This is a genomic window from Rhodobacter sp. SY28-1, assembly GCF_005222785.1.
In the GTDB taxonomy this organism is placed as follows: domain Bacteria; phylum Pseudomonadota; class Alphaproteobacteria; order Rhodobacterales; family Rhodobacteraceae; genus Tabrizicola.
In genome coordinates this window covers 496,131-517,516 of record NZ_STGH01000001.1, presented here as the reverse complement: position 1 = coordinate 517,516, position 21,386 = coordinate 496,131, and the positions used below count along the sequence as shown (strand labels likewise).

At 66.3% G+C, this 21,386-nt stretch carries 23 protein-coding genes; 13 read left to right on the top strand and 10 right to left on the bottom strand.

All coding sequences use genetic code 11. The features are described from left to right. Positions 1-136: 136 nt before the first annotated feature. Positions 137-1,312: an ABC transporter substrate-binding protein gene (locus tag E8M84_RS02595; protein WP_137109610.1), complete on the bottom strand. Its 1,176-nt coding sequence runs from the start codon at positions 1,310-1,312 to the stop codon at positions 137-139. Further along, the gene (locus tag E8M84_RS02590; protein WP_137109609.1) at positions 1,309-1,890 is read right to left on the bottom strand and encodes an ANTAR domain-containing response regulator; all 582 of its coding nucleotides are present in this window, start codon (positions 1,888-1,890) and stop codon (positions 1,309-1,311) included. Before E8M84_RS02590 ends, E8M84_RS02595 begins: the two co-directional genes overlap by 4 nt. A gap of 231 nt (positions 1,891-2,121) precedes the next feature. Between E8M84_RS02590 and mutL the strand changes: the two genes are divergently transcribed. The 3 genes from mutL to E8M84_RS02575 are packed head-to-tail and all read left to right on the top strand — an operon-like array spanning position 2,122 to position 5,623. Beyond that, positions 2,122-3,942, top strand: a complete 1,821-nt coding sequence (mutL, locus tag E8M84_RS02585; protein WP_137109608.1) for a DNA mismatch repair endonuclease MutL — start codon at positions 2,122-2,124, stop codon at positions 3,940-3,942. Then, positions 3,939-5,099, top strand: a complete 1,161-nt coding sequence (locus E8M84_RS02580) for a DNA recombination protein RmuC (protein WP_137109607.1) — start codon at positions 3,939-3,941, stop codon at positions 5,097-5,099. Before mutL ends, E8M84_RS02580 begins: the two co-directional genes overlap by 4 nt. Continuing rightward, complete coding sequence (locus E8M84_RS02575) at positions 5,099-5,623, top strand: HutD family protein (RefSeq protein WP_170971826.1); 525 nt, start codon at positions 5,099-5,101, stop codon at positions 5,621-5,623. Before E8M84_RS02580 ends, E8M84_RS02575 begins: the two co-directional genes overlap by 1 nt. A 24-nt stretch (positions 5,624-5,647) precedes the next feature. Here the strand turns inward: E8M84_RS02575 and E8M84_RS02570 are convergent, their stop codons facing one another. Both E8M84_RS02570 and E8M84_RS02565 read right to left on the bottom strand, forming a co-directional pair. Beyond that, positions 5,648-6,295: a ChrR family anti-sigma-E factor gene (locus E8M84_RS02570; protein WP_137109605.1), complete on the bottom strand. Its 648-nt coding sequence runs from the start codon at positions 6,293-6,295 to the stop codon at positions 5,648-5,650. A 30-nt stretch (positions 6,296-6,325) separates the two neighbouring features. After that, positions 6,326-6,946 (bottom strand): sigma-70 family RNA polymerase sigma factor, encoded by a 621-nt coding sequence (locus tag E8M84_RS02565; protein WP_205914557.1) that lies wholly within the window; start codon positions 6,944-6,946, stop codon positions 6,326-6,328. A gap of 259 nt (positions 6,947-7,205) precedes the next feature. On the opposite strand from E8M84_RS02565, the gene E8M84_RS02560 reads away from it, so the two are divergent. From E8M84_RS02560 to hpaH, 10 genes are all read left to right on the top strand, one after another. Beyond that, complete coding sequence (locus E8M84_RS02560; protein WP_137109603.1) at positions 7,206-8,501, top strand: NAD(P)/FAD-dependent oxidoreductase; 1,296 nt, start codon at positions 7,206-7,208, stop codon at positions 8,499-8,501. Continuing rightward, positions 8,498-9,247: a DUF1365 domain-containing protein gene (locus E8M84_RS02555; protein WP_137109602.1), complete on the top strand. Its 750-nt coding sequence runs from the start codon at positions 8,498-8,500 to the stop codon at positions 9,245-9,247. The genes E8M84_RS02560 and E8M84_RS02555 overlap by 4 nt, the downstream gene beginning before the upstream one ends. Positions 9,248-9,392: 145 nt before the next feature. Next, positions 9,393-10,643 (top strand): MFS transporter, encoded by a 1,251-nt coding sequence (locus E8M84_RS02550; RefSeq protein WP_137109601.1) that lies wholly within the window; start codon positions 9,393-9,395, stop codon positions 10,641-10,643. Next, positions 10,640-11,227: a DUF3833 family protein gene (locus E8M84_RS02545; protein WP_137109600.1), complete on the top strand. Its 588-nt coding sequence runs from the start codon at positions 10,640-10,642 to the stop codon at positions 11,225-11,227. Before E8M84_RS02550 ends, E8M84_RS02545 begins: the two co-directional genes overlap by 4 nt. Beyond that, positions 11,224-11,964 (top strand): SDR family oxidoreductase, encoded by a 741-nt coding sequence (locus E8M84_RS02540; protein ID WP_137109599.1) that lies wholly within the window; start codon positions 11,224-11,226, stop codon positions 11,962-11,964. Before E8M84_RS02545 ends, E8M84_RS02540 begins: the two co-directional genes overlap by 4 nt. Before the next feature lie 166 nt (positions 11,965-12,130). Beyond that, positions 12,131-12,523 carry a 5-carboxymethyl-2-hydroxymuconate Delta-isomerase gene (locus tag E8M84_RS02535; RefSeq protein ID WP_137109598.1) on the top strand — a complete coding sequence of 131 codons (393 nt, stop codon included), beginning with the start codon at positions 12,131-12,133 and terminating at the stop codon, positions 12,521-12,523. Continuing rightward, a complete protein-coding gene (hpaE, locus tag E8M84_RS02530) occupies positions 12,520-14,025 on the top strand; it encodes a 5-carboxymethyl-2-hydroxymuconate semialdehyde dehydrogenase (RefSeq protein WP_137109597.1) in 1,506 nt (501 codons plus the stop codon). Before E8M84_RS02535 ends, hpaE begins: the two co-directional genes overlap by 4 nt. A 2-nt stretch (positions 14,026-14,027) precedes the next feature. After that, entirely contained in the window at positions 14,028-15,008 is a 981-nt protein-coding gene (hpaD, locus tag E8M84_RS02525; RefSeq protein ID WP_137109596.1) for a 3,4-dihydroxyphenylacetate 2,3-dioxygenase, read from the top strand. Beyond that, the gene (locus E8M84_RS02520; protein WP_137109595.1) at positions 15,005-15,859 is read left to right on the top strand and encodes a fumarylacetoacetate hydrolase family protein; all 855 of its coding nucleotides are present in this window, start codon (positions 15,005-15,007) and stop codon (positions 15,857-15,859) included. The genes hpaD and E8M84_RS02520 overlap by 4 nt, the downstream gene beginning before the upstream one ends. Then, positions 15,856-16,656 carry a 2-oxo-hept-4-ene-1,7-dioate hydratase gene (gene hpaH, locus E8M84_RS02515; RefSeq protein ID WP_137109594.1) on the top strand — a complete coding sequence of 267 codons (801 nt, stop codon included), beginning with the start codon at positions 15,856-15,858 and terminating at the stop codon, positions 16,654-16,656. Before E8M84_RS02520 ends, hpaH begins: the two co-directional genes overlap by 4 nt. Before the next feature lie 12 nt (positions 16,657-16,668). Here the strand turns inward: hpaH and E8M84_RS02510 are convergent, their stop codons facing one another. Genes E8M84_RS02510 through pcaD form a run of 6 tightly spaced genes read right to left on the bottom strand, consistent with a single transcriptional unit; the run spans position 16,669 to position 21,344 of the window. Beyond that, positions 16,669-17,991 carry a lyase family protein gene (locus E8M84_RS02510; protein WP_137109593.1) on the bottom strand — a complete coding sequence of 441 codons (1,323 nt, stop codon included), beginning with the start codon at positions 17,989-17,991 and terminating at the stop codon, positions 16,669-16,671. A 3-nt stretch (positions 17,992-17,994) separates the two neighbouring features. Then, positions 17,995-18,843 carry a 3-keto-5-aminohexanoate cleavage protein gene (locus E8M84_RS02505; protein WP_137109592.1) on the bottom strand — a complete coding sequence of 283 codons (849 nt, stop codon included), beginning with the start codon at positions 18,841-18,843 and terminating at the stop codon, positions 17,995-17,997. Between the two features lie 3 nt (positions 18,844-18,846). After that, on the bottom strand, positions 18,847-19,458 hold the full coding sequence (pcaG, locus tag E8M84_RS02500) for a protocatechuate 3,4-dioxygenase subunit alpha (protein ID WP_137109591.1): 612 nt from the start codon (positions 19,456-19,458) through the stop codon (positions 18,847-18,849). Between the two features lie 2 nt (positions 19,459-19,460). Beyond that, complete coding sequence (pcaH, locus tag E8M84_RS02495; RefSeq protein ID WP_137109590.1) at positions 19,461-20,183, bottom strand: protocatechuate 3,4-dioxygenase subunit beta; 723 nt, start codon at positions 20,181-20,183, stop codon at positions 19,461-19,463. Continuing rightward, the gene (pcaC, locus tag E8M84_RS02490) at positions 20,180-20,566 is read right to left on the bottom strand and encodes a 4-carboxymuconolactone decarboxylase (RefSeq protein WP_137109589.1); all 387 of its coding nucleotides are present in this window, start codon (positions 20,564-20,566) and stop codon (positions 20,180-20,182) included. Before pcaC ends, pcaH begins: the two co-directional genes overlap by 4 nt. Continuing rightward, complete coding sequence (gene pcaD / locus E8M84_RS02485) at positions 20,559-21,344, bottom strand: 3-oxoadipate enol-lactonase (protein ID WP_137109588.1); 786 nt, start codon at positions 21,342-21,344, stop codon at positions 20,559-20,561. The genes pcaC and pcaD overlap by 8 nt, the downstream gene beginning before the upstream one ends. Positions 21,345-21,386: the final 42 nt, after the last annotated feature.

Sequence of the window (21,386 nt, the reverse complement as noted above, 5' to 3'; positions counted from 1 at the left end):
TCGGCACGGAAGGACCTCGTTGCCCTTCGCTTGGGTTCAGAGTGCCGTCCCGCACCGCGCCCCGTCAAGCGCTGCAATGCAGTATCGCAGTTGCAGCATCAGATTTCCGCAGTTCGGACCGCCGCCGCCCAAAACTTCAGCGCCCGACAAACGGCGGCTCGAACGTCTCGCCGTCGAAGAACGCATCCGACCCCAGAATCATCTGCCCTTTTTCCGAGGCAACGGCGGTCGGATGCGCCATCGCCCCCTCGATCTTGGCCGAGGCTCCGGGCAAATCCGCCCCCGCCGACCGCAGATGCTGGCGGTAAAGATCGGTCCGGAAACAGGCCATCGCCGCTTCCATCGCCGTTGCCTCGTCCAGCCCGTGCAACCCAGCAATCCGGCGCGCGTACAGCGCCGCCAGACTGCGCCATGGGAAATTCGCCGCCCCCGCATGAAACCGGATGAATCCGGGATATTGCCGCACCTCGCCCTGCGCGCTGACATGCAGGCGGTCCATCAAGCCGCGCTCGCTCAGTTCCGGTGGCAAGTTCAGATACTCCGCCCGCGACAGGATTTCCGCCGCCGTTGTCCTATTCTCTGGCACATCCAGCCAGCGGCAGGCCCGCCAGACCGCGCGCATCAACCGCCCGGTCTCCTCGGGTCGGCCTTCGGCAAAGTCACGGGTCAGGACCAGCCCCTTTTCCGGCGGCGAGGCCCAGATTGACCGCCCCGCCAGCACCAGCGCCCCCACACCTCGTTCCACGGCATAGGACGCCCACGGCTCACCCACGCAGAAGGCATCGACCTCGCCTGTCGCCAGTGCATCGGCCATCAAGGGCGGCGGCACCGTATGTATTGAAAAGCGCCGGTCCAGATCGCTGCCCGCCAGCCAGCGCCGCACCAACTCGGCCTGCGTCGAAAACGGGAAGGGAACACCGACGCGCAACATGCCGGGCACCACCGCCGCAAGCGCCTGCCGCGCCGCAACCGGGTCGCCAAAGCCGAACCCGTGCCCCCCGGCCCGCATCGCCTCGGCCAGCGCCGCGCTGACTGCGATGGCCTGACCGCCGACCGACAGCACCATCACAAGCTCGAACCGCGGGTAGTCCGGGCCCAACCTCAAAGCCTGCGCAATCGGCAACGGCACCAACATATGCGCCGCGTCGATCGCGCCCAAGCCTAGCATGTCGCGGCTTTGCGCCCAGCTTTGTAGGCGGATCAGGTCCAGCGACAGACCTTCCTCGGCCGCAAAGCCCAGTTCGGCCGCCACGATCAGCGGGGCGGCATCGGTCAGCGGCACATAGCCCAGGCGAAGCGGCGTCAAGCTCATGTCAAAAGCCCCGCCGCCATCACCAGCTGTTGCGCAATGTCGGCCATCCGGCGGTTCTGGTCCATCGCCGTCTTGCGCAGCAGCGCATAGGCCGCCTCTTCGTCAATCCCCCGCGCCTTCATCAGGATCGCCTTGGCCCGGTCGATGATCTTGCGTTCCTCCAGCGCGGCCTTGGTCGCCGCCAGCTCGGCCCGCATCTTGTGGAACATGTGAAACCGGGCAATCGCCGCGTCGAGGATCGGCTTGATCCGGTCCGGCTGCAGCCCATCCACGACATAGGCCGACACCCCGGCCTCGATCGCCGCCCGGGTCATCTGCTCATCCGACCGGTCGACGAACATCGCGACGGGCCGCTCCATCGGGCCGGACACCAGCGCCAGGTCCTCCAGCACATCGCGCGACGGGTCGGCCACGTCGATCAGCACGATGTCGGGGTTGTGCTCGGCAATGCGCCGTGCCAGGCCGGTCGCTTCTGAAATCACCGTTATTTCGTGATCGCCCGAGGCGCGCAGGCCGTCCACGATGCGCAGGGCGCGCTCGCGGTCCGGTTCGACGACGATGATGGCAAGTGGTTTCATGGCAGCCGGTCACTTGGGTCGACCGAGTTGGTGAGGGAACGCAGGTCGACGAAAGGCAGAAGCGTTTTCCGGGTCGGGTGAACCGACAGTGACGCACAACGCCGCCCAAGATTTGATCGGACAGCCCGTTTTTCGGGCGACACGAAAAAGGGAAGAAGGCAGCGCTCCATGCCCGGGATAAGTCTTGTTTCGTTCTTCCCCGACTCGGAGCCGCCTGCTACAGATGGGGGCATGACCCTTCACACCCCCAAGATAACGGGCGCACAAGGCCGTCCGGTGATCCGGCAACTGGACGAAGCCGCGATCAACCGCATTGCGGCGGGTGAGGTGGTGGAACGCCCCGCCAGCGCCGTTAAGGAACTGGTGGAAAACGCGCTGGATGCGGGCGCCAGCCGCATACAGGTCGACATCGCCGATGGCGGCAAGACGCTGATCCGGGTGACGGACGACGGCTGCGGCATGACGGCCGAGGATCTGCCGCTGGCCCTGTCGCGCCATGCCACGTCGAAGATCGACGGGTCGGACCTGCTGGACATCCGCAGCTTTGGCTTCCGGGGTGAGGCTTTGCCGTCCCTGGGCGCGGTGGGCCGGCTGACCATCACCTCCCGCGCCGAGGGGGACGCCGCGCAGATCGCCTGTGAAGCCAGCCGCCTGTCCCCGGTCCGTCCTGCCGCCCTGACCCGCGGGACCGTGGTGGAACTGCGCGACCTGTTCTTCGCCACGCCGGCGCGGCTGAAATTTCTCCGGTCCGACCGCGCCGAACTGCAGGCGGTGACCGAGGTGGTCCGCCGTCTGGCGATGGCTGAACCCCAAGTGGGCCTCACCCTGCGCGACGTGACAGGGGGCGAGGCGCGCATCCTGTTCCGCGCCGACCCGGCCAATGGTGACCTGTTCGACGCGCTTGGGTCGCGTCTGGCGAGCGTGATCGGCCGCGACTTCACTGACAACGCGCTGCGCATCGACGCCGAACGCGAAGGCCTGCGCCTGCAAGGCTACGCCGCGCTGCCAACCTATTCGCGGGGCTCCTCGGCGCAGCAGTACCTGTTTGTCAACGGCCGCCCGGTGCTGGACCGGATGCTCTACGGCGCGCTGCGGGCGGCTTACTTCGACGTTCTCTCCCGCGACCGCCACCCCGCCGCTGTGCTGAACCTGATCGCCGACCCACAGCGCGTTGACGTCAACGTCCACCCTGCAAAGGCCGAAGTCCGCTTCCGTGAACCCGACGCGGCGCGGTCGCTCATCATCACCGCGCTGAAGTCGGCGCTGACCGGGGCAGGCCACCGCGCGTCGTCCACCGTTGGCGCGGCCACGCTCGACGCCTTCCGGCCTGAACCGCGCGTCTACCAGATGGACCGCTCCAGCCAACCGGCCATTGCCCGCGCCTTTGCCTTCCAGTCCCCCGGCTTTGCCGAAGCCCCCCAGGCCCCCGCCTTTGCGCCGCCCAGCGAGGAGGAGGCGCAGCCGCACGAGGAGCATCCCCTGGGCGCCGCCCGCGCGCAGTTGCACGAGAACTACATCGTCGCCCAGACCGCCAAAGGCATCGTCATCGTCGACCAGCACGCGGCCCATGAACGGCTGGTCTACGAACGCCTGAAGCGCCAGCTGGCCGAGACCGGCATTCGCGCCCAGGCGCTCCTGATTCCGGAAATCGTGGACCTTTCGCCGACCGACGCCGCCCGCCTTCTCGACGCCGCCCCAGCGCTGGCCGAGGTCGGGCTGGTGATCGAGCCCTTCGGCGGCAATGCCGTGGCCATCCGCGAAACCCCCGCCGTCCTTGGCCCCGTCAACGGCGCTGCGCTGATCTGGGACATTCTCGACGAACTGGCCGACAAAGGCGACAGCCAGCTGGTCCGCGCCAGGATCGACGCGATCCTTTCCCGTATGGCCTGCCACGGCTCGGTCCGCTCTGGGCGCCAGATGCGACCCGAGGAGATGAACGCCCTTCTGCGCGAGATGGAGGCGACGCCGCTTTCGGGCCAGTGCAACCACGGGCGGCCGACCTATGTGGAACTGTCGCTCCACGACGTTGAACGCCTGTTCGGCCGCCGATGATTACGCTCTTCGGCCAGACCTATGCGTGGAACGACCCCGAGATCCTGCTTCTCGGCGGGGTTGCCCTGGCGCTTCTCGCGCTTCTCCTCCTCATCCTGCGCAGCGTGAGCCGGTCGGCGACAGCGGCGGAACCTCTTATGCGGGAAATCGGCTGGCTTTCCTCCCGCATTCAGCAGTTGGGTGACGGCCAAGAGCGGCTGGCCGGAGGCTTGCACCACGTCTCGGAAACCCAGGCCGTCAGCCAGACCGCGATGCTGCAGGTGATGGAACAGCGCCTCGCCGAAGTGCAGAGGCATATGACTGAAGCGCTGCACGGGACCTCGACCCGTACGGCGCGATCCTTGGGCGAGTTGCAGACCCGGCTGGAGACCATCGACAAGGCCCAGGCCAATATCGAGAAACTGTCGGGAAACGTCCTGTCGCTGCAGGACATCCTGTCGAACAAGCAGACGCGCGGGGCGTTTGGGGAAATCCAGCTCAACGACATCGTGCAGAAGGCCCTGCCCAAGGACGCCTATTCGATGCAGGCCACGCTGTCGAACGGCCGCCGCGCCGACTGCCTGATCCACCTGCCCAATCCCCCCGGCCCCATCGTCATCGATGCCAAGTTCCCGCTGGAGGCCTACGAGGCGCTGCGCCGCGCCGATACACCCCGCCTGCAACAGGAAGCCGCGCAACTGATGCGCACCGCCGTCCGCGCCCATATCCGTGCGATCAGCGAGAAATACATCCTGGAGGGCGAGACCGCCGACGGCGCGCTGATGTTCCTGCCCTCGGAAGCGGTCTATGCCGAGCTGCACGCCAACTTCCCCGACCTCGTCCGCGAAGGGTTCACGGCTAAGGTCTGGATCGTGTCGCCTACCACCTGCATGGCAACGCTGAACACGATGCGGGCCGTGCTGAAGGACGCACGGATGCGCGAACAGGCGGGCGCGATCCGGCGCGAACTCTCGCTTCTCTATTCCGACGTCGAACGCCTTGGCGCGCGGGTGGAAAACCTGGATCGCCATTTCGGCCAGGCCGCGAAGGACATCGAGGAGATCAAGATCTCCTCTGACAAGGCCACCAAGCGGGCGCGCAGGCTGGACAACTTCGATTTCGAGGAACTGGCCCCCGACGATCCGGTCAAGGTCATCGGCCCGACTGCCGCCGAATGATGCGCCACCTCACCCCCGCAGACTACACACGCCAGCCGTGGAAGAACGGGCGCGGAACCACCACAGAGCTTTGGCGACTGGAGCGCGATGGACAGCTTCTGGTGCGCCTGTCGAAGGCGGCGGTGGTAGAGGACGGTCCGTTCTCGCTGTTTCCGGGCATCGAGCGGAACCTGACCGTACTCTCAGGCCCCGGCTTCCGGCTGACAGGCCCCAACCTGGACCTGCGTTGCGAGCCCTTGGTTCCCGTGGCTTTCCCCGGCGACGTCGAAGTGACAGCTACCGAAACCAACGGTCAGCAGTCCGACGATTTCAACGTGATGACGGCGCGCAGCCTGCCGAAACCGCAAGTTTTCGTCGCTCAGAACGACAGCCTGACCTCGGGCGGAACCCTGGCACTCTATGCGCTTGGTCCGTGCCTGGTGAACGGGCATGCCGTCAATCGCGACGATATGATCCTGACTGAAGGCCCCGCCCGCCTGCAGGGAGACTGGCCGGTCATCGCTGTCAGGCTCGGTGGGCTGTAAGCCGGGCTTCAGACCGGTACCGCGTCAGATCCGCAGCAATGGCTGCGCCAGCCGCGGGATCAGCCCCCGGAACCGCAAGGGCGCATCCGTCGCCGCCAGACAGATGCAATCCTCCCCGGCCAAGGCGACCGGGGTATGCTCCATCTCTTCGTCGGCAATTTCGATGTCGCCGCGACCGAAACGGTCGTTCTCGTCGGCGAAGGCACCCTGCAGGACCAGCGTCAGCTCCATCCCCCGGTGGCCATGGTCCGGCACCGCCGTCCCCGCCGGGATGTACAGAAGCCGGACGGAGGCATCCTTGGCCGTGGGCAGGATGGCCTGCTTCACCCCGCCGCCGACCTTGCGCCAGCGCACCGCCGACAGGTCGCCGCCAATGTAATCCGCCAGCGGCGCCGGGAAGATGCCCGCCGGTTTCAGCGGTTCAGACCGGGTGGCCTGGGCAAGGCCCTCGATCCGCTCCAGCGCCTTTGCCAGGGCATCCTCGCCCATCGCAATTTCATCGGCCTCTTCCAGAAGCGTGCCCCCGACTGCGTCGAAGCTGCCTGCCCGCGCCCTGCATTCATCGCACAGCGACACATGCGTCGCCACGACCAGGTTGAAAGCCTCGGGCAACTGACCGGCCGCATAGGCCATCAGCAGCTGATCCGAAAGATGGTGGCGTATCGTCGTCATGTCCGTCTCAGTCCCTTAGCCGCTTGGCCCTTAACCCATCTGATGGCGCAGTTTCTCCAGCGCCAGCCGTATCCGCGATTTGATCGTCCCCAGGGGAAGCCCCGTCTCGGCTGCGATCTCTGAGTGCGAGAGATCGCCGTAGAAGGCGCGTTCGATCAGTGTCCTTTGCGGTGCAGGCAACGCCGCAAGGGCGCGTCCCAACCGTTCCGTCTCTTGCTGGGCCTCCATCACCTCGGCCTGGTCAGGCTCGGGCTCGGGTCCCCAATCCAGTTCCTCCGGCTCTGCCCGGCGCGCCTTGCGCAGCGCGTCGATCCGCCGGTTGCGGGCGATGGTATAGACCCAGGTCGCCACGGAAGCCCGCGTGGGGTCGAAGAGATGCGCCTTCTGCCAGAGCGTCGCCATGACGTCCTGAGCGCATTCCTCGGCCAGCGCGGCCCCTGCGCCCGACTTCATCAGGAAGGCCTTCACCCTTGGGGCAAAGTGCCGGAACAAGGCCGCGAAGGCCGCCCGGTCCTGATGGTCGCGCACCTTCACCAGAAGGGCGGCCCAGTCTGTATCGTCCGTCGTCGCCAACGACCCAACCCTTTTCTGGCGCGAACCGGCACCTGCACCCACGCCCGAAGGCAGCGGCGACAAGGCCTGCTCCGTCATAGCGGCTCTCGTGGCGTCTAGCATCATGTTGCTTCTACGCCGGTAACACGCAGTCGGATCATTTTTCAGCGAACTGGAGCGTGCGGGCCACAAGTCAAGACTTCCTGTCAACTTCGTTTGACAGATTTTTCGCATTAGGTGCGTATAGGGAACCTGACACGAAACTTTCTTCGCTGCGGCCCGGTAGGTGCATCGAAGGGTGATCCGATCGGGCACCCGTTGCGTAAGCACCTAAAAGCAAATCAAGGGAAGTCCCGGAATGCCGTTCGAACAGTTTGGTCAGGCCCCCCGTCGCGTCGCCGTGATCGGGGGGGGGATTTCCGGCATGGCCGCCGCCCATCTCCTTGCCGACCGGAACTCTGTCGTCCTGTTCGAAGCCGAGCCGCGTCTGGGCGGCCATGCGCGGACCGTGATCGCGGGCAAGCGCAAGGATCAGCCGGTCGATACAGGGTTCATTGTCTTCAACCATGTGAACTACCCGCATCTGGTGCGGCTCTTCGACAAACTTGGCGTTCCGACCTGCGAAAGCAGCATGTCCTTCGGCGCCTCGATCCGGGGTGGGGCCATCGAATACGGTCTGGCCTCGATGGACACGATCTTCGCCCAGCGCCGCAACGCCCTGAACCCGCGGTTCCTGCGGATGCTGACCGACATCCTGCACTTCAACCGCAATGCCGAAGCGGTGGCAAACGATCCCACGATGAGCATCGGCGAGCTTCTGGGCCGCCTGGGCACCGGCGACTACTTCCGGGACCACTACATCACTCCGTTTTCGGGCGCGATCTGGTCCACGCCCACCGCGGGCATCCTCGACTTCCCGGCCCAGGCGCTGGTGCGCTTCTTCCGCAACCATGCGCTGATGGATTTCGATGGCCAGCACCAGTGGTATACCGTCAAGGGCGGCTCCGTCGAATATGTCCGCCGCCTGCAATCCGCCATGACAGCCCAGGGCGTGGACATCCGCACGGCGACCCCCGTCGCATCGGTCCGGCGCGAGGCCGGATCGGTCTTCGTCCGCTCGGTGGGCGGCGAACCAGAGCTTTTCGATGACGTGGTCTTCGCGACCCATTCCGACATCACCCTGAAGCTCCTGTCCGACGGCACGCCCGAAGAAACCGGCGCGCTGGCGGCGATCCGCTATCAGCCGAACGAGGCGGTCCTGCATTCCGACGCCGCGCTGATGCCGCGGTCACGCAAGGTCTGGTCCTCCTGGTCCTATGTCGAGCCCAAGTCCGGCCCGGGCGACCGCATCGACCTGACCTACTGGATGAACTCACTGCAACCGATCCCGCAGGACGACCCGCTGTTCGTCACGCTGAACACGACGCGGCCGATCCGGGATGAGCTGATCCACGACGTGAACACCTTCCACCACCCGGTGTTCGACGTCGCCGCCTTTGCCGCGCAGGAACGGCTCCGCACGATGAACGGCACCCGGAACACCTGGTTCTGTGGGGCCTGGATGCGGAACGGCTTCCACGAAGACGGCTTCGCCTCGGCTGTCGACGTGGTGCAGGCGATGGCCGAGCGTCAGGCCTTCCGGCTGGTCGCATGACGGACGTGCAGCGCATCCCGGCCGAGACCTTCCACGGGCGCAAGGGCGCAGTGAAGAATGCCTTCCGTTACTCTGTGGACTACCTTCTGCTGGACCCCGTGAAGGCCAGGGGACCCGCCCTGTTCTCCCGGAACCAGGGCAACCTGATGTCGGTCCACGACGCCGACCACGGCGGCGCGCCGGGGCAGGGGACCGGCGTGCAATGGGCGCGCGAGCAGTTGACGCAGCACGGCCTGGCCGCCGACCGCGTCCTCCTCCTTGCCCAGCCGCGCCTTCTGGGTCATGTCTTCAACCCGGTCGCCTTCTGGCTGGCCTATGACCACCTCGGCCACCTCCGCGCTGTCATCGCCGAGGTGACGAACACCTATGGCGACCGGCATTCCTACCTCTGCCATCGCGAGGACCGCGCGCCCATCACGCGCGAGGACACGATCCAGGCGCAGAAGATCTTCCACGTCTCGCCCTTCCAGCCCGTCGCTGGCACTTACACCTTCCGCTTCGACATCCGGCCAGACCGCATCGGCATCTGGATCGACTACACCACTCCGGGCGGCGGCCTGTTCACCAACCTGATCGGCCCACGCCAAAAGCTGACCAACGCCGGCATCCTCGCCTCCGCCCTCCGCCGCCCCTTCGGCTCGCGCCGGGTGCTGGCACTGATCCACTGGCAGGCGCTGAAGCTGTGGCTCAAGCGCGTCAAGTTCAACCACCGCCCCACGCCCCCCGCCGAAGACATCTCCCGATGACCCACCGCTTCGGGGTGACCTTGCGTCTTTCCCTTCGCCAAATAGCCCCGCCCGAGGCCCTTCATCCGAGCCGGTTGCGCGCTCTTCGCGCGCAGAGGCGAGACAAGAGGCTTGCGCCGCAAGGCGCTCGATTTCGTAACCGCCGATGACCAACCGCCTCCCCGCCTGGTCGCTTTTTGCCGCCCTGATCGCGATGGCGGGCCTGCCGATCTACATTCATGCGCCGAAGTTCTACGTCGACAGCTACGGCACCTCCCTCGCTGCGATGGGCCTGACGCTGGCCGCGCTCCGACTGGTCGATGTCGTCCAGGACCCCCTCCTGGGCTGGCTGGCCGAGGCGACGCGGCCCCGCCGCCGCCTGACCATCGCCATCGCCACCATGCTGATGTCCGCAGCACTTTACGCGCTTTTCGCCATCACGCCCCCGACCCAGCCGCTCCTCTGGTTCGCCCTTACCCTAACCGTCCTCTTTTCCGCCTTCTCCTACCTGACCATCTGCTTCTACGCCGAGGGCGTGACCAAGGCGCAGACCCTCGGCCCCCAGGGCCACATCCGCCTGGCGGGTTGGCGTGAGGGCGGCTCGCTTCTCGGCGTCTGCCTTGCCGCGACCGCCCCCGTGGCCCTCGCTCCCCTGACCGACACCCCATTCACCGCCTTCGCCCTGATCTTCGCCGCCGTAGCCCTTGCCGCCACCCTCGCCATGCGCCGCGAATGGCAAGGCACCTCGGGGGAACAAGTCGCCCACCCCTGGGACCTCTTCCGCCCCGCGCTTGCCGACCCACTCGCCCGCCGCCTCCTCCTCATCGCGCTCCTCAACGCCGCCCCCGTCGCCGTGACCTCCACCCTCTTCCTTTTCTTCGTGGAATCCCGCCTCCAACTCCCCGGCTCCGAAGGCCCCCTCCTCCTCCTCTTCTTCCTCGCCGCCGCAGCCTCGACCCCGGTCTGGAGCCTTCTCGCCCGCCGCCATGCCCCGAAACCCACCCTCCTCGCCGCCATGGTCCTCGCCATCGCCAGCTTCCTCTGGACTCTCACCCTCGGCGCCGAGGACCTGATCCCCTTCGCCCTGATCTGCGCCGCCTCCGGGGCTGCCTTGGGCGCGGACCTCACCCTCCTCCCTGCCATCTTCGCCCAGCGCCTTGCCCAGACCGGCACACCCGAGGCGGCGGCCTTCGGGTTGTGGAACTTTGTCTCGAAGCTTTCCCTCGCGCTGGCCGCCCTGACGATCCTCCCCGCGCTGCAGGCTGCAGGCTTCCAGCCGGGCACGCAGAACACGGAATCGGCACTGGGAACGCTCACATTGATCTACGCGGGCCTGCCTTGCGTATTGAAGGTCATAGCAATCGCACTTCTGGCCCGGACGACCCTAGACATGCCCTTCAAGGACGCCCCACGATGACCACGATCCTCTCCGCCCTCCTTGGCGCGCTGATCGTCGTTGCCCTGATCGCGCTCCGCGCCCGCTATGCCTCCTTCGTGGCTCAGGCGCCCTCGGACTATGCGGGAAAGGGTCCCGCCTTCGACTTGCGTCGCCACCTCTCCGGCCCCCTCACCTGCGAAGGCGTTATCTTCGGCCCGACTGGCCGCGTCACCTCGCGCTTTGTCGCCGACATGACCGGAACCTGGGATGGCACCACCGGCACCCTGGCCGAGGTCTTCCGCTATGACAGCGGCACCGTGCAGCACCGCGCCTGGACCTTGGTGCTTGGGCAGGACGGTCAGATCACCGCAACTGCCCCCGACGTCGAGGGCAAGGGTCAGGGTCGCGTCGAGGGCCCTGGCGTCCTTCTCCGGTATCGCATCCGCCTGACGCCCGAAGCCGGCGGCCATGTCCTCGACGTGACCGACTGGATGTATCTCCTCGACAACGGGTCTATCATAAACCGGTCGCAGTTCCGCAAGTTCGGGATTAAAGTGGCCGAGTTGGTCGCCACCATCCGTCCGGTAGAGGCGCAGGCCCTCCAACTGGCCGCCGCGGAATGAGGGACTTCAAGGGCAAGCGCTACTGGCTGGTCGGCGCATCGGAAGGTCTGGGCCTTGCCCTTGCCCAGAAACTCAGTGCCGCCGGGGCTGAGCTGATCCTTTCCGCCAGGAACGCCGAGACCCTTCAGAAGGCCGCCGCCACCCTGCCCGGTCCAACAACCATCCTGCCTGTTGACGTCAGTTCCAGCGACAGCGTTCAAGCCGCCGCAGCCGAACTCCCCGACCTTGATGGCATGGTCTTCCTTGCGGGCGTCTACTGGCCGATGCGCGCGCAGGACTGGAACGCCGAACAGGCGGAAGCGATGGCCAACATCAACTTCACCGGCTGCATGCGTATCGTCGGCGCAGCGCTTCCGCCCATGGTCGCGAAGAACAAGGGCCACATCGTCATCACCGGCTCTCTCTCCGGTTTCCGCGGCCTGCCCGGCGCGATCGGCTATGCCGCCGCCAAGGCCGGAACCATGGTGCTGGCGGAATCGCTCTATGCCGACCTGCGCAAGACGGGCGTTACGGTGCAGCTTGCGAACCCAGGCTTCATCCGCACCCGGCTGACGGCGAAAAACGATTTCACCATGCCCTTCATTATGGAGCCGGAAGCCGCCGCGGCAATCATGTTCCGGCACATGCAAAGCGGCGGCTTCAAGATCAGCTTCCCGACGGTGTTCAGCTGGCTGTTCCGCGGCGGCAACTTCCTGCCGGACTGGCTGTACTACCGCGTCTTCCCGCCCAAAGGTTGACCACCCGTCAGGGTGCCGGGCCCGCCTTCTCTTGTGATCAAGGCCGACGAAACGCGGGCAACACCGATTGACGGTTGCTGCCCCGCACGACCACACTCTCTTGCGACAGCATGGTTGACAGCGCCGGGCCAGATATTTAACAAAGCAAGTAAGAGAGGAGGATGCCGTGCCGCATATCCAGATCGACTATTCCTCCAATCTGGAAGCGCGGCTGGACATCGCGGGTCTCTGCCGCACCCTGCGCGATGCCGCCGTGGCGACGGGGATCCTGCCACTGGCTGGCATCAGGGTACGAGCCACGGCCTGCACCCATGTCGTGATTGCCGACGGCAACCCGGACCATGCCTTCCTCGACATCTCGCTGCGCCTGCGCGGCGGTCGCAGCGACAAGGCCAAGGCCGATGCCACCGCCCGGATCTTCGCCACGGCCGAGGCCTATTGCGCCGAGGTGCTCGACACCTCGTCCTTCATGCTGTCCTTCGAAATGCGCGACATCGACCCTGACCTGTCGCCCAAGACCTCCTCCATCCGCCGCTACCTGCCGGGAGACGCCCAGTGACCGACCTTGCGACCCATCTGGCACGGCTTGACGACCATCTGGCCCGGTTCAAGGCCAATGGCATCCTGAACCTGATCGCCGGGCAGGATGTCCCGGGAACGGAGTGGTTCGAGACGCACTCGCCAGTCGATGAAAGCCTGATCGCCCGCGCGGCGCTGGGGACGGCAGATACGGTCGATCAGGCGGCAAAGGCGGCAAAGGCGGCGTTTCCGGCCTGGGCCGCGCTGCCCGGCGACAAACGCAAGGCGATCCTCCACCGCATCGCCGATCTGATCGAGGCGCGGGCCGAGGAGATCGCCCTGTGCGAATGCTGGGACACCGGCCAAGCCTGGCGCTTCATGTCCAAGGCCGCCCTGCGCGGGGCGGAGAACTTCCGCTTCTTCGCCGACCTCGCCCCCGGCGCGCGGGACGGAAAAAGCCTGCCGACGAAGGATCATCTGAACGTCACCAGCCGCCACCCCATCGGCCCGGTTGGGGTCATCACGCCCTGGAACACGCCCTTCATGCTGTCGACCTGGAAGATTGCCCCGGCCTTGGCAGCAGGCTGCACGGTCGTTCACAAACCGGCCGAGTTCTCGCCCCTCACCGCGCGGCTGCTGGCCGAAATTTGCCATGAGGCCGGCCTGCCCCCCGGCGTGTTGAACCTGGTGAACGGGATGGGCGAAGGCGCAGGGAAGGCGCTCACCGAACACCCCGACATCAAGGCGATCGCCTTTGTCGGAGAGTCGCGCACTGGCTCCATGATCATGAAGCAAGGCGCCGACACGCTGAAGCGGGTGCATTTCGAGCTTGGCGGCAAGAACCCGGTCATCGTGTTTGACGACGCCGATTTGGACCGAGCGCTGGATGCGGTGATCTTCATGATCTACTCGCTGAACGGCGAACGCTGCACGTCATCGAGCCGCCTGCTGGTGCAGGACAGCATCGCGGACAGGTTTCATAAAATGCTGGTCAGCCGGGTGAACAACATCAAGGTCGGCCACCCGCTGGACCCCACAACCGAGATGGGGCCACTGATCCACCGGACGCATTTCGACAAGGTCACCTCCTATGTCGGCATCGGCCAACAGGACGGCGCAACCCTTGCCGCTGGTGGCACTCGGGTCGGTGAGACGGGCTGGTTCATCCGCCCGACTCTGTTCACGAACGCGCGTTCGGAAATGCGGATCGCGCAGGAAGAGGTCTTCGGCCCGTTCCTCACCTCGATCACCTTCAAGGACGAAGACGAGGCACTGCGCATCGCCAACGACGTGGCCTACGGTCTGACCGGCTATCTCTGGACCAACGACCTGACCCGCGCCCTGCGGTTCTCTGACAGGCTGGAGGCCGGGATGATCTGGGTGAACAGCGAAAACGTCCGCCACTTGCCCACCCCCTTCGGCGGGATGAAAGCCAGCGGCATCGGGCGCGATGGCGGGGACTGGTCGTTCGAGTTCTACATGGAACAGAAGAACGTGGCCTTCGCGCTTGGCCAGCACAAGATCCAGCGCCTGGGAGCCTGACGATGCCCATCCCCGCCCCGAACCTGAACCCGCCCTTCAACATCGTCCGCCTGTCTCATGTCGAGCTGAAGGTCACCGACCTCGCCTGGTCGCGCGCCTACTACGTCGACACGCTGGGCCTGCAGGTGACGCATGAAGACGCGACCTGCATCTACCTGCGCGCGATGGAAGAACGCGGGCACCATTGCATGATCCTGCGCCAGTCAGCCGAGCCTTCGGTGGGTGTCTTGGGCTTCAAGGTCTGGTCGGAAAACGACCTTGACCGCGCCGCGCAATGGTTCACCTCGCGCGGGTTGCCGGTCGCGTGGATCGAACGCCGCTTCATGGGCCGCGTTCTGGCCACCCGCGATCCCTGGGGCGTGCCGTTGGAGTTCTACGCGCAGATGGACCGCCTGGCCCCGATCCACCAGCAGTACAAGCTGTACCGGGGGGTCAAGCCGCTGCGGATCGACCACTTCAACCTGTTCTCGTCCAACGTGGACCGGGCGGTGGAGTTCTACGGCGACATGGGCTTCCGCGTGACGGAATACACCGCCGATGAGGAAACCGGCCGCACCTGGGCCGCCTGGATGCATAGGAAGGGCGGCGTCCACGACATCGCCTTCACCAACGGCACCGGCCCGCGCCTGCACCACACGGCCTTCTGGGTACCAACACCCCTGAACATCATCGACCTTCTCGACCTGATGTCGACCACCGGGTACTTGGCCAACATCGAACGCGGCCCCGGCCGCCACGGGATTTCCAACGCCTTCTTCCTGTATATCCGCGATCAGGACGGCCACCGGACCGAGATCTATTGTTCCGACTACCAGACCTGCGACCCGGATCTTGAGCCGATCAAGTGGGACCTAAAGGACCCGCAACGCCAGACCCTATGGGGTTCGCCCGCCCCGCGCAGCTGGTTCGAACTGGGCTCGACCTTCGACGGTGCCGCTCTGGCCGACAGCGACCTGAAAGCAACCCCGATCATCGCGCCATGAACCTTGTCACCTTCACCGCCGCGGGCCGTCAGCACTGGGGCGTCACCGCTTCGGGGGGTGTTCTGGCGCTGTCTGGCGAGTTTCCGCAGTGGCGCACCCTGCGCAATGTGATCGAGGCCGGGGCGATCCCGCAGGTCCTTGCGGCGTGGCGGGGCCGCACAGCCAGTCACCCGGACGGCACATTCACCCATGACATCCCGATCCCCGACCCGGAAAAGATCATCTGCGTCGGCGTGAACTTCCCCGACCGCAATGCCGAATACAAGGATGGCCAGGACGCACCACCCTTCATGTCCCTGTTCCCCCGCTTTGCGCGCAGCTTCACTGGCCACGGGGCACCACTGATCCGGCCACCCGAGTCGCATCAGCTGGACTACGAAGGCGAGATCGCCATCATCATCGGCAAGGGCGGCCGCCGCATCCCGGAGGCTGACGCCCATTCCCACATCGCCGCCCTGACGCTCTGCAACGAAGGCACGATCCGCGACTGGGTGCGCCACGCCAAGTTCAACGTCACGCAAGGCAAGAACTGGGACCGCTCCGGCGCGATGGGCCCCTGGGCCGTGCCCTTTACCGATCCCGCGCAGATCACCGACGTCGCGCTGGAAACCCGCGTGAACGGAGAGCTTCGCCAAAGCGACCGCACCGGCCGGATGCTGTTCCCCGTGGCGCGGCAAATCGCCTATATCTCGACCTTCACCACGCTCGTCCCCGGCGACATCATCGTCACCGGCACCCCCACCGGAGCAGGTGCGCGGTTCGATCCGCCGATCTGGCTGAAACCCGGAGACGTCATCGAAGTCAGCGCCGAAGGCATCGGCACGCTGCGGAACGGGGTGGCGGACGAATGACCCCCGACCAGATCACCGCCGCCGCTGAAATGCTTTTTCAGGCCGAACGGACGGGCGTGCAATGCGGGCTTCTGTCCCTGATACATCCCGAGATGACGCTCGACGACGCCTATGCCGTGCAGGCAGCGCTTGTCGCCCGCAAACGGGCAAACGGCGCACAGGGCATCGGCTGGAAGATCGGCCTGACCAGCCGCGCCATGCAACAGGCGCTGAATATCACCACCCCGGACTCGGGCGTCCTTCTGGACGACATGCTCTTCCCCGACGGAGCCAAAGTGCCCAAAGGCCGCTTCATCCAGCCAAGGATCGAAGCCGAGATCGCCTTTGTGCTGAAGGCGCCCTTGCAGGGCCGCCAGATCACCCGCGACGAGGTGCTTGCAGCCATCGACTACGTCGCCCCCGGCCTTGAAATCCTCGACACCCGCATCCTCCGGGCCGACCCGGCAACGGGCCGCGCACGGATCATCACCGACACGATCAGCGACAACGCCGCAAATGCCGGGATCGTGCTGGGTGCCCAGCGTCACGCGGTGAATGCCTTCGACCTGCGTTGGGTCGGCGCCATCGTGACCCGCGACGGCGTGGTCGAAGAGACGGGCCTTGGCGCTGGTGTCCTGAACGACCCGGTGACCGGCATCCTGTGGCTGGTGCACCGGCTGGCGGACTACGGAATGGGCATCGCGGCAGGCGAGGTTCTGCTTTCGGGCAGCTTCATCCGCCCGATTGAGGCGCCCCCCGGCAGCCGCTTTCACGCCGACTTCGGCCCGTTCGGCACGGTCTCGCTGACCTTCGCCTGACGCCCGCCTGCGTCAGCTGCCCCGCACCCGCGCTGCGAAATCCCGGGCCTCGGCCTCGGCCGTCCCCATCCCGCGCGCGGCCAGCGCCGCTGCCCAGTCGGTGCCGGGAAAGTCACGCGCTGCAAGGGCAGTCAGGTCAGTGCCGGTCGCCCTCGCTTCGTCACACAACGCCGTGACCCGCGCTGCCGCCTCCGGGCGCGGCAAGGTCTCGGCCAGAGCGAAGGTCAGGGCTTCGGCGTGGATCAGGCCCTGCCCGTCCTCCAGAAGCTGAGCCATTGCGTCGGGATCGGGGCGCAGGCTTTCGACCACCTCAGCCGCCAGTGTCAGCATGCGCCCAGTCGAAAGACACAACTGCGGCAGCGCAAGCCATTCGCCGAACCAGGCCGCCCCGTCCCGTTGCTGCCGATGCAGGGCGCTGCCCTGCACCAGACCTGCCAGCCCGATCACATGCCGCGCCAGCGCCACCAGGGCCGAGGCCGCCACCGGGTTCTGCTTTTGCGGCATGGTCGAGGACCCGCCGCCACCGGAACTGACCTCGGACAGGCCAGACTGCGACAGCGCCAGGACATCCTCACCCAGCTTGCCCAGCGATCCGGCCAGCCCGGCGGCAAACCCGGCCAGCTCTGCCACCGACGACCGGTCGCTGTGCCAGCTGTGCCCCGGATCGGCCAGACCCAGCGCTGCGGCAAGGTCTGCCCTGACCCGCGGCCCCAACGGACCCATCGCCGACAAGGTGCCCGCCGCGCCCGATAGCGACACCGTCAGGACCGCAGTCCGCAGCGGTCCAATCCGCGATTTCCAGTCCAGAAGCGGCCAGCCCCACCCTGCGACCACCGCGCCAAAGCTGGTCGGTGTCGCGAACTGGCCGTAAGTGCGCGCGGCCATCGGTTGCGCGGCATGCGCCTCGGCCAGATCGGCCAAGCGGGCCAACAGCGCGCCCAGCCGCCCGTCCCACAGCGCCAGCATCGGGCGCAGCCGGAGGGCCAGCCCGGTGTCCATGATGTCCTGACTGGTCGCGCCCCAGTGCAGGTATTGCATCGGCTCGGGCGCACCGGCTGCCTTGCGGAAGGCGGCGAGCAGACCCGGGACCGGCACCCCGTTCCGCCCGGTTTCCGCAGCCAGGGCAGAGGGGTCAATCTGAACCTCTTGCGACGACCGGTCGATGAAGGCCGCAGCCTCGGCCGGGATCAGGCCCAGCGCCCCCTGCACACGCGCCAAAGCGCCCTCGACCAGCAGCATGGCGCGGATTTCCGCCGTGTCGGAAAACAGCCGCGCGGTGTCCGGGTCTCCGAAGAGCGAGCCATAGAGGGCGGAATCGGCCGGCGCTGCGGGCATCGGCTAGCCCGGCATCCGCAGGCCAAGGATCGACCGCGCCGTGCGCCAGTCGGCGACGGGGCGTTCGTACTTGTCGCACAGGTCGACAACCCGCCGCACCAGCGCCGCGTTCGAAGGCGCAAGCGTCGTCTTGTCCAGCCGCACGTTATCCTCCAACCCGGTCCGCGCATGGCCGCCGGACGACACCGCCCAGTCGTTCAGCACGATCTGGCTTGGCCCGATCCCGGCGGCGCACCACTGTGCATTCGCGCCAAACAACCGATGCACCGTCTTGATGTAATAGTCGAACACCTCGCGATCGGCGGGCATCGCGTTCTTCACGCCCATCACGAACTGCACATAGGGCCGGTCGGCGATCTGGCCCTTGTCCCACATCTCCTTGGCTTTCAGGATATGGCTAAGGTCGAACGCCTCAATCTCGGGCTTCACGCCATAGGTGACCATCTCGGCCGCCAGCCAGTCGACCAGATCCGGCGGGTTCTCGTAGACCCGCGTCGGAAAGTTGTTCGACCCGACCGAAAGCGAGGCCATGTCCGGCCGGAGTGGCAGCATGCCGCCCCGGGTCTGGCCCGCACCCGAGCGTCCGCCGGTGGACAGTTGCACGATCATCCCGGGGCAGTGCTTCTCCAGCCCCTCCTTCAACGCCGCAAACTTCTCGGGGTCCGAGGACGGCGTCTCGTCCGCGTTGCGCACATGGCAATGCGCGATGGTCGCGCCTGCCTCGAACGCCTCCTGCGTGCTTTCGATCTGTTCGGACACCGTGATCGGCACCGCGGGATTGTCGGCCTTGCGCGGCAGCGATCCGGTGATCGCCACGCAGATGATGCAGGGTTTGCCAGCAACTTCGGTCATCGGTCACACATCCAGAAAGACAGTTTCCCCTTCGCCCTGCAGGCGAATGTCAAAGCGATAATGACCGGGCGCCAGCTTGCGCGCCAGCAGGGTCTGACGCCGGTCGACCTGTTCGATCAGGTTCAGCACCGGATCGGCGGCGTTGTCCTCGTCCTCGAAATACATCCGTGTCTGCAGGCCAAGGTTGATCCCTCGCGCCACGATCCACAGGTTCAGATGCGGCGCCATCCGACGCCCGTTCCGGCCCATGACCGAACCCGGCTTGACCGTCTCGACCATCCACTGACCACTGTCGAAATCGGTGATGATCCGCCCCCAGCCCCGGAAATCAGCCGAGCATTCGGCATGGCGCGGGTCTTCGGGATGCGGATAGATCCCGGCGCTGTCGGCCTGCCAGACCTCCAGGAGCACGTCCTTGACCGGCGCGCCGGTGCCGTCCAGCACCACGCCTTCGACCCGGATACGCTCACCCTTCGTGTCCGGCCCGGCGATGACCTGTCCCAGCTCCTGCCGGAAGATCGAAAAGCCGGCCGCCCCCGGCGCAAGCCCGATGTGCACATAGGGTCCCGCCGTCTGCGACGGGGTTTCCTTCAGGTAGTCCAACGGCTGCGGCATGGTCAGTTCCCCTCCAGCCGGTTTTCGAACAGCGTCGACCGGCGCCCGCGCAGGACGATGTCGAACTTGTAGGCCAGGCAGTCCAGCGGAATCGCCGCGTTCATGTCCAGCGGAGCGATCAGCTGGTCGATTGCGCGCGGATCGGGGATCGTGTTCACGATTGGGCACTGCCGGATCAGCGGGTCTCCTTCGAAATACATCTGGGTAATCAGCCGCTGGCTGAACGCCGACCCGAACACCGACACATGGATATGTGCGGGCCGCCAGTTGTTCACCCAGTTCCGCCAGGGATAGGCCCCGGGTTTGACGGTGCGGAAGTAGTAATAGCCGTTCTCGTCGGTCAGGGTCCTCCCGCAGCCGCCGAAGTTCGGGTCCAGCGCGCCAAGATAGCCGTCCTTCTTGTGCCGATAGCGGCCCGAGGCATTGGCTTGCCAGATTTCCACCAGTGTCTTCGGCACAGGGCGGCCATTTTCATCCAGCACCCGGCCGTGGACGATGATCCGCTCCCCCACCGGGTCGCCGGTTTTGGCGTAGTTGCGGATAAGGTCGTTGTCGATCGGGTCGATGTCGTTGTGCCCGAAGGTCGGCCCGGTGATCTCGGACAGCGAGCCTTCCAGCGACAACAGCGCCAGTCGCGGGCTGCGTGGCACGCTGGTCTTGTAGTCCTGCGCGAGCGCCGGCGGATGCCAGAGCCGGTCGCGCTGATAGAACTCGGCGGGCTTCATGGGGTCTCCTCCTTGGCCATGGCGGCGAATGTCTCTTTGGCGATCTTGATCGCATGATTTGCCCGGGGCACGCCTGCGTAAATTGCGACGTGCAGCAAGGCCTCCATCACATCGGCTTCGCTGGCCCCGGTGTGGCGCGTAGCGCGGATGTGCATCGCAAGCTCGTGGTCATTCCCAAGCCCGGCCAGGAGAGCGATGGTCAGCATCGACCGTTCCCGCAGGCTGATCGTGTCTCGCGCCCAGACATGCCCCCAGGCCGCATCGGTGATCAGCGCCTGGAAGGGGGCGTCGAAATCGGTCTTTGCCGCCTCGGCCCGGTCGACATGCGCGTCGCCCAGCACCTTGCGGCGGATCGCCATGCCGCGTTTGGTCAGATCAACCATGTGCATGTGCTTTCAGAAAGGGGCCGACCAGTGTGGCCCAGGCCTCGGGCGCCTCGACGCACGGCAGATGCCCCGCACCCGGAATGACATGGAAGGCGGCACCCGGGATCAACCCCGCCGTCGCCCGCACCAGATCGGGAGAAGATGCCCCGTCCGCTTCCCCCGCGATCACCAGCGCAGGCACCCGCAGCCGCCGCGTCGCTTCGGTCTGGTCTCCCCCGGCAAGCGCCTTGCAGGCTGCGATGTACCCATCTGCCGGGGTCCGGGCCAGCATCGTGCGCCACAGCGCAAGCTCGGGCGTCGCGCGGAAGGGTGCCGCAAACCAGCGTTCCATCACCGCATCGGCGATACTCTCCAGCCCGCCCGCCTGGATCGCGTCGATCCGGGCCTGCCAGCTTTCCACTGTCCCCAGCCGCGCCGCGGTGTTGGACAGGACAAGCGCACGCACCAGATCGGGGCGCAACTCGGCCACCCGTTGCGCGATCAGGCCGCCGATGGACAGGCCAACGAAAACCACCGGTCCACGCGCCACCGCCTCGATCACCGCAATCGCGTCCTCGGCATGATCGTCCAGCCGCTCGCCGCCGCCCAAGCCCGACAACCCATGCCCGCGCTTGTCATATCGGAGCAACCGAAGCCCCTGCGGCAACAGCGGCAAGACCTTGTCCCACAGTCGCAGATCGGTGCCCAGCGAGTTGGCAAACACCACCGCAGGCGCGGCTTCAGGGCCGTCGACCTGCACATGCAGCACTCCGAACGGACGACATAAGGCTTGCATCGCGACTCCTCCCGTTCATAACCTAAATCAGCTGAACCCGGC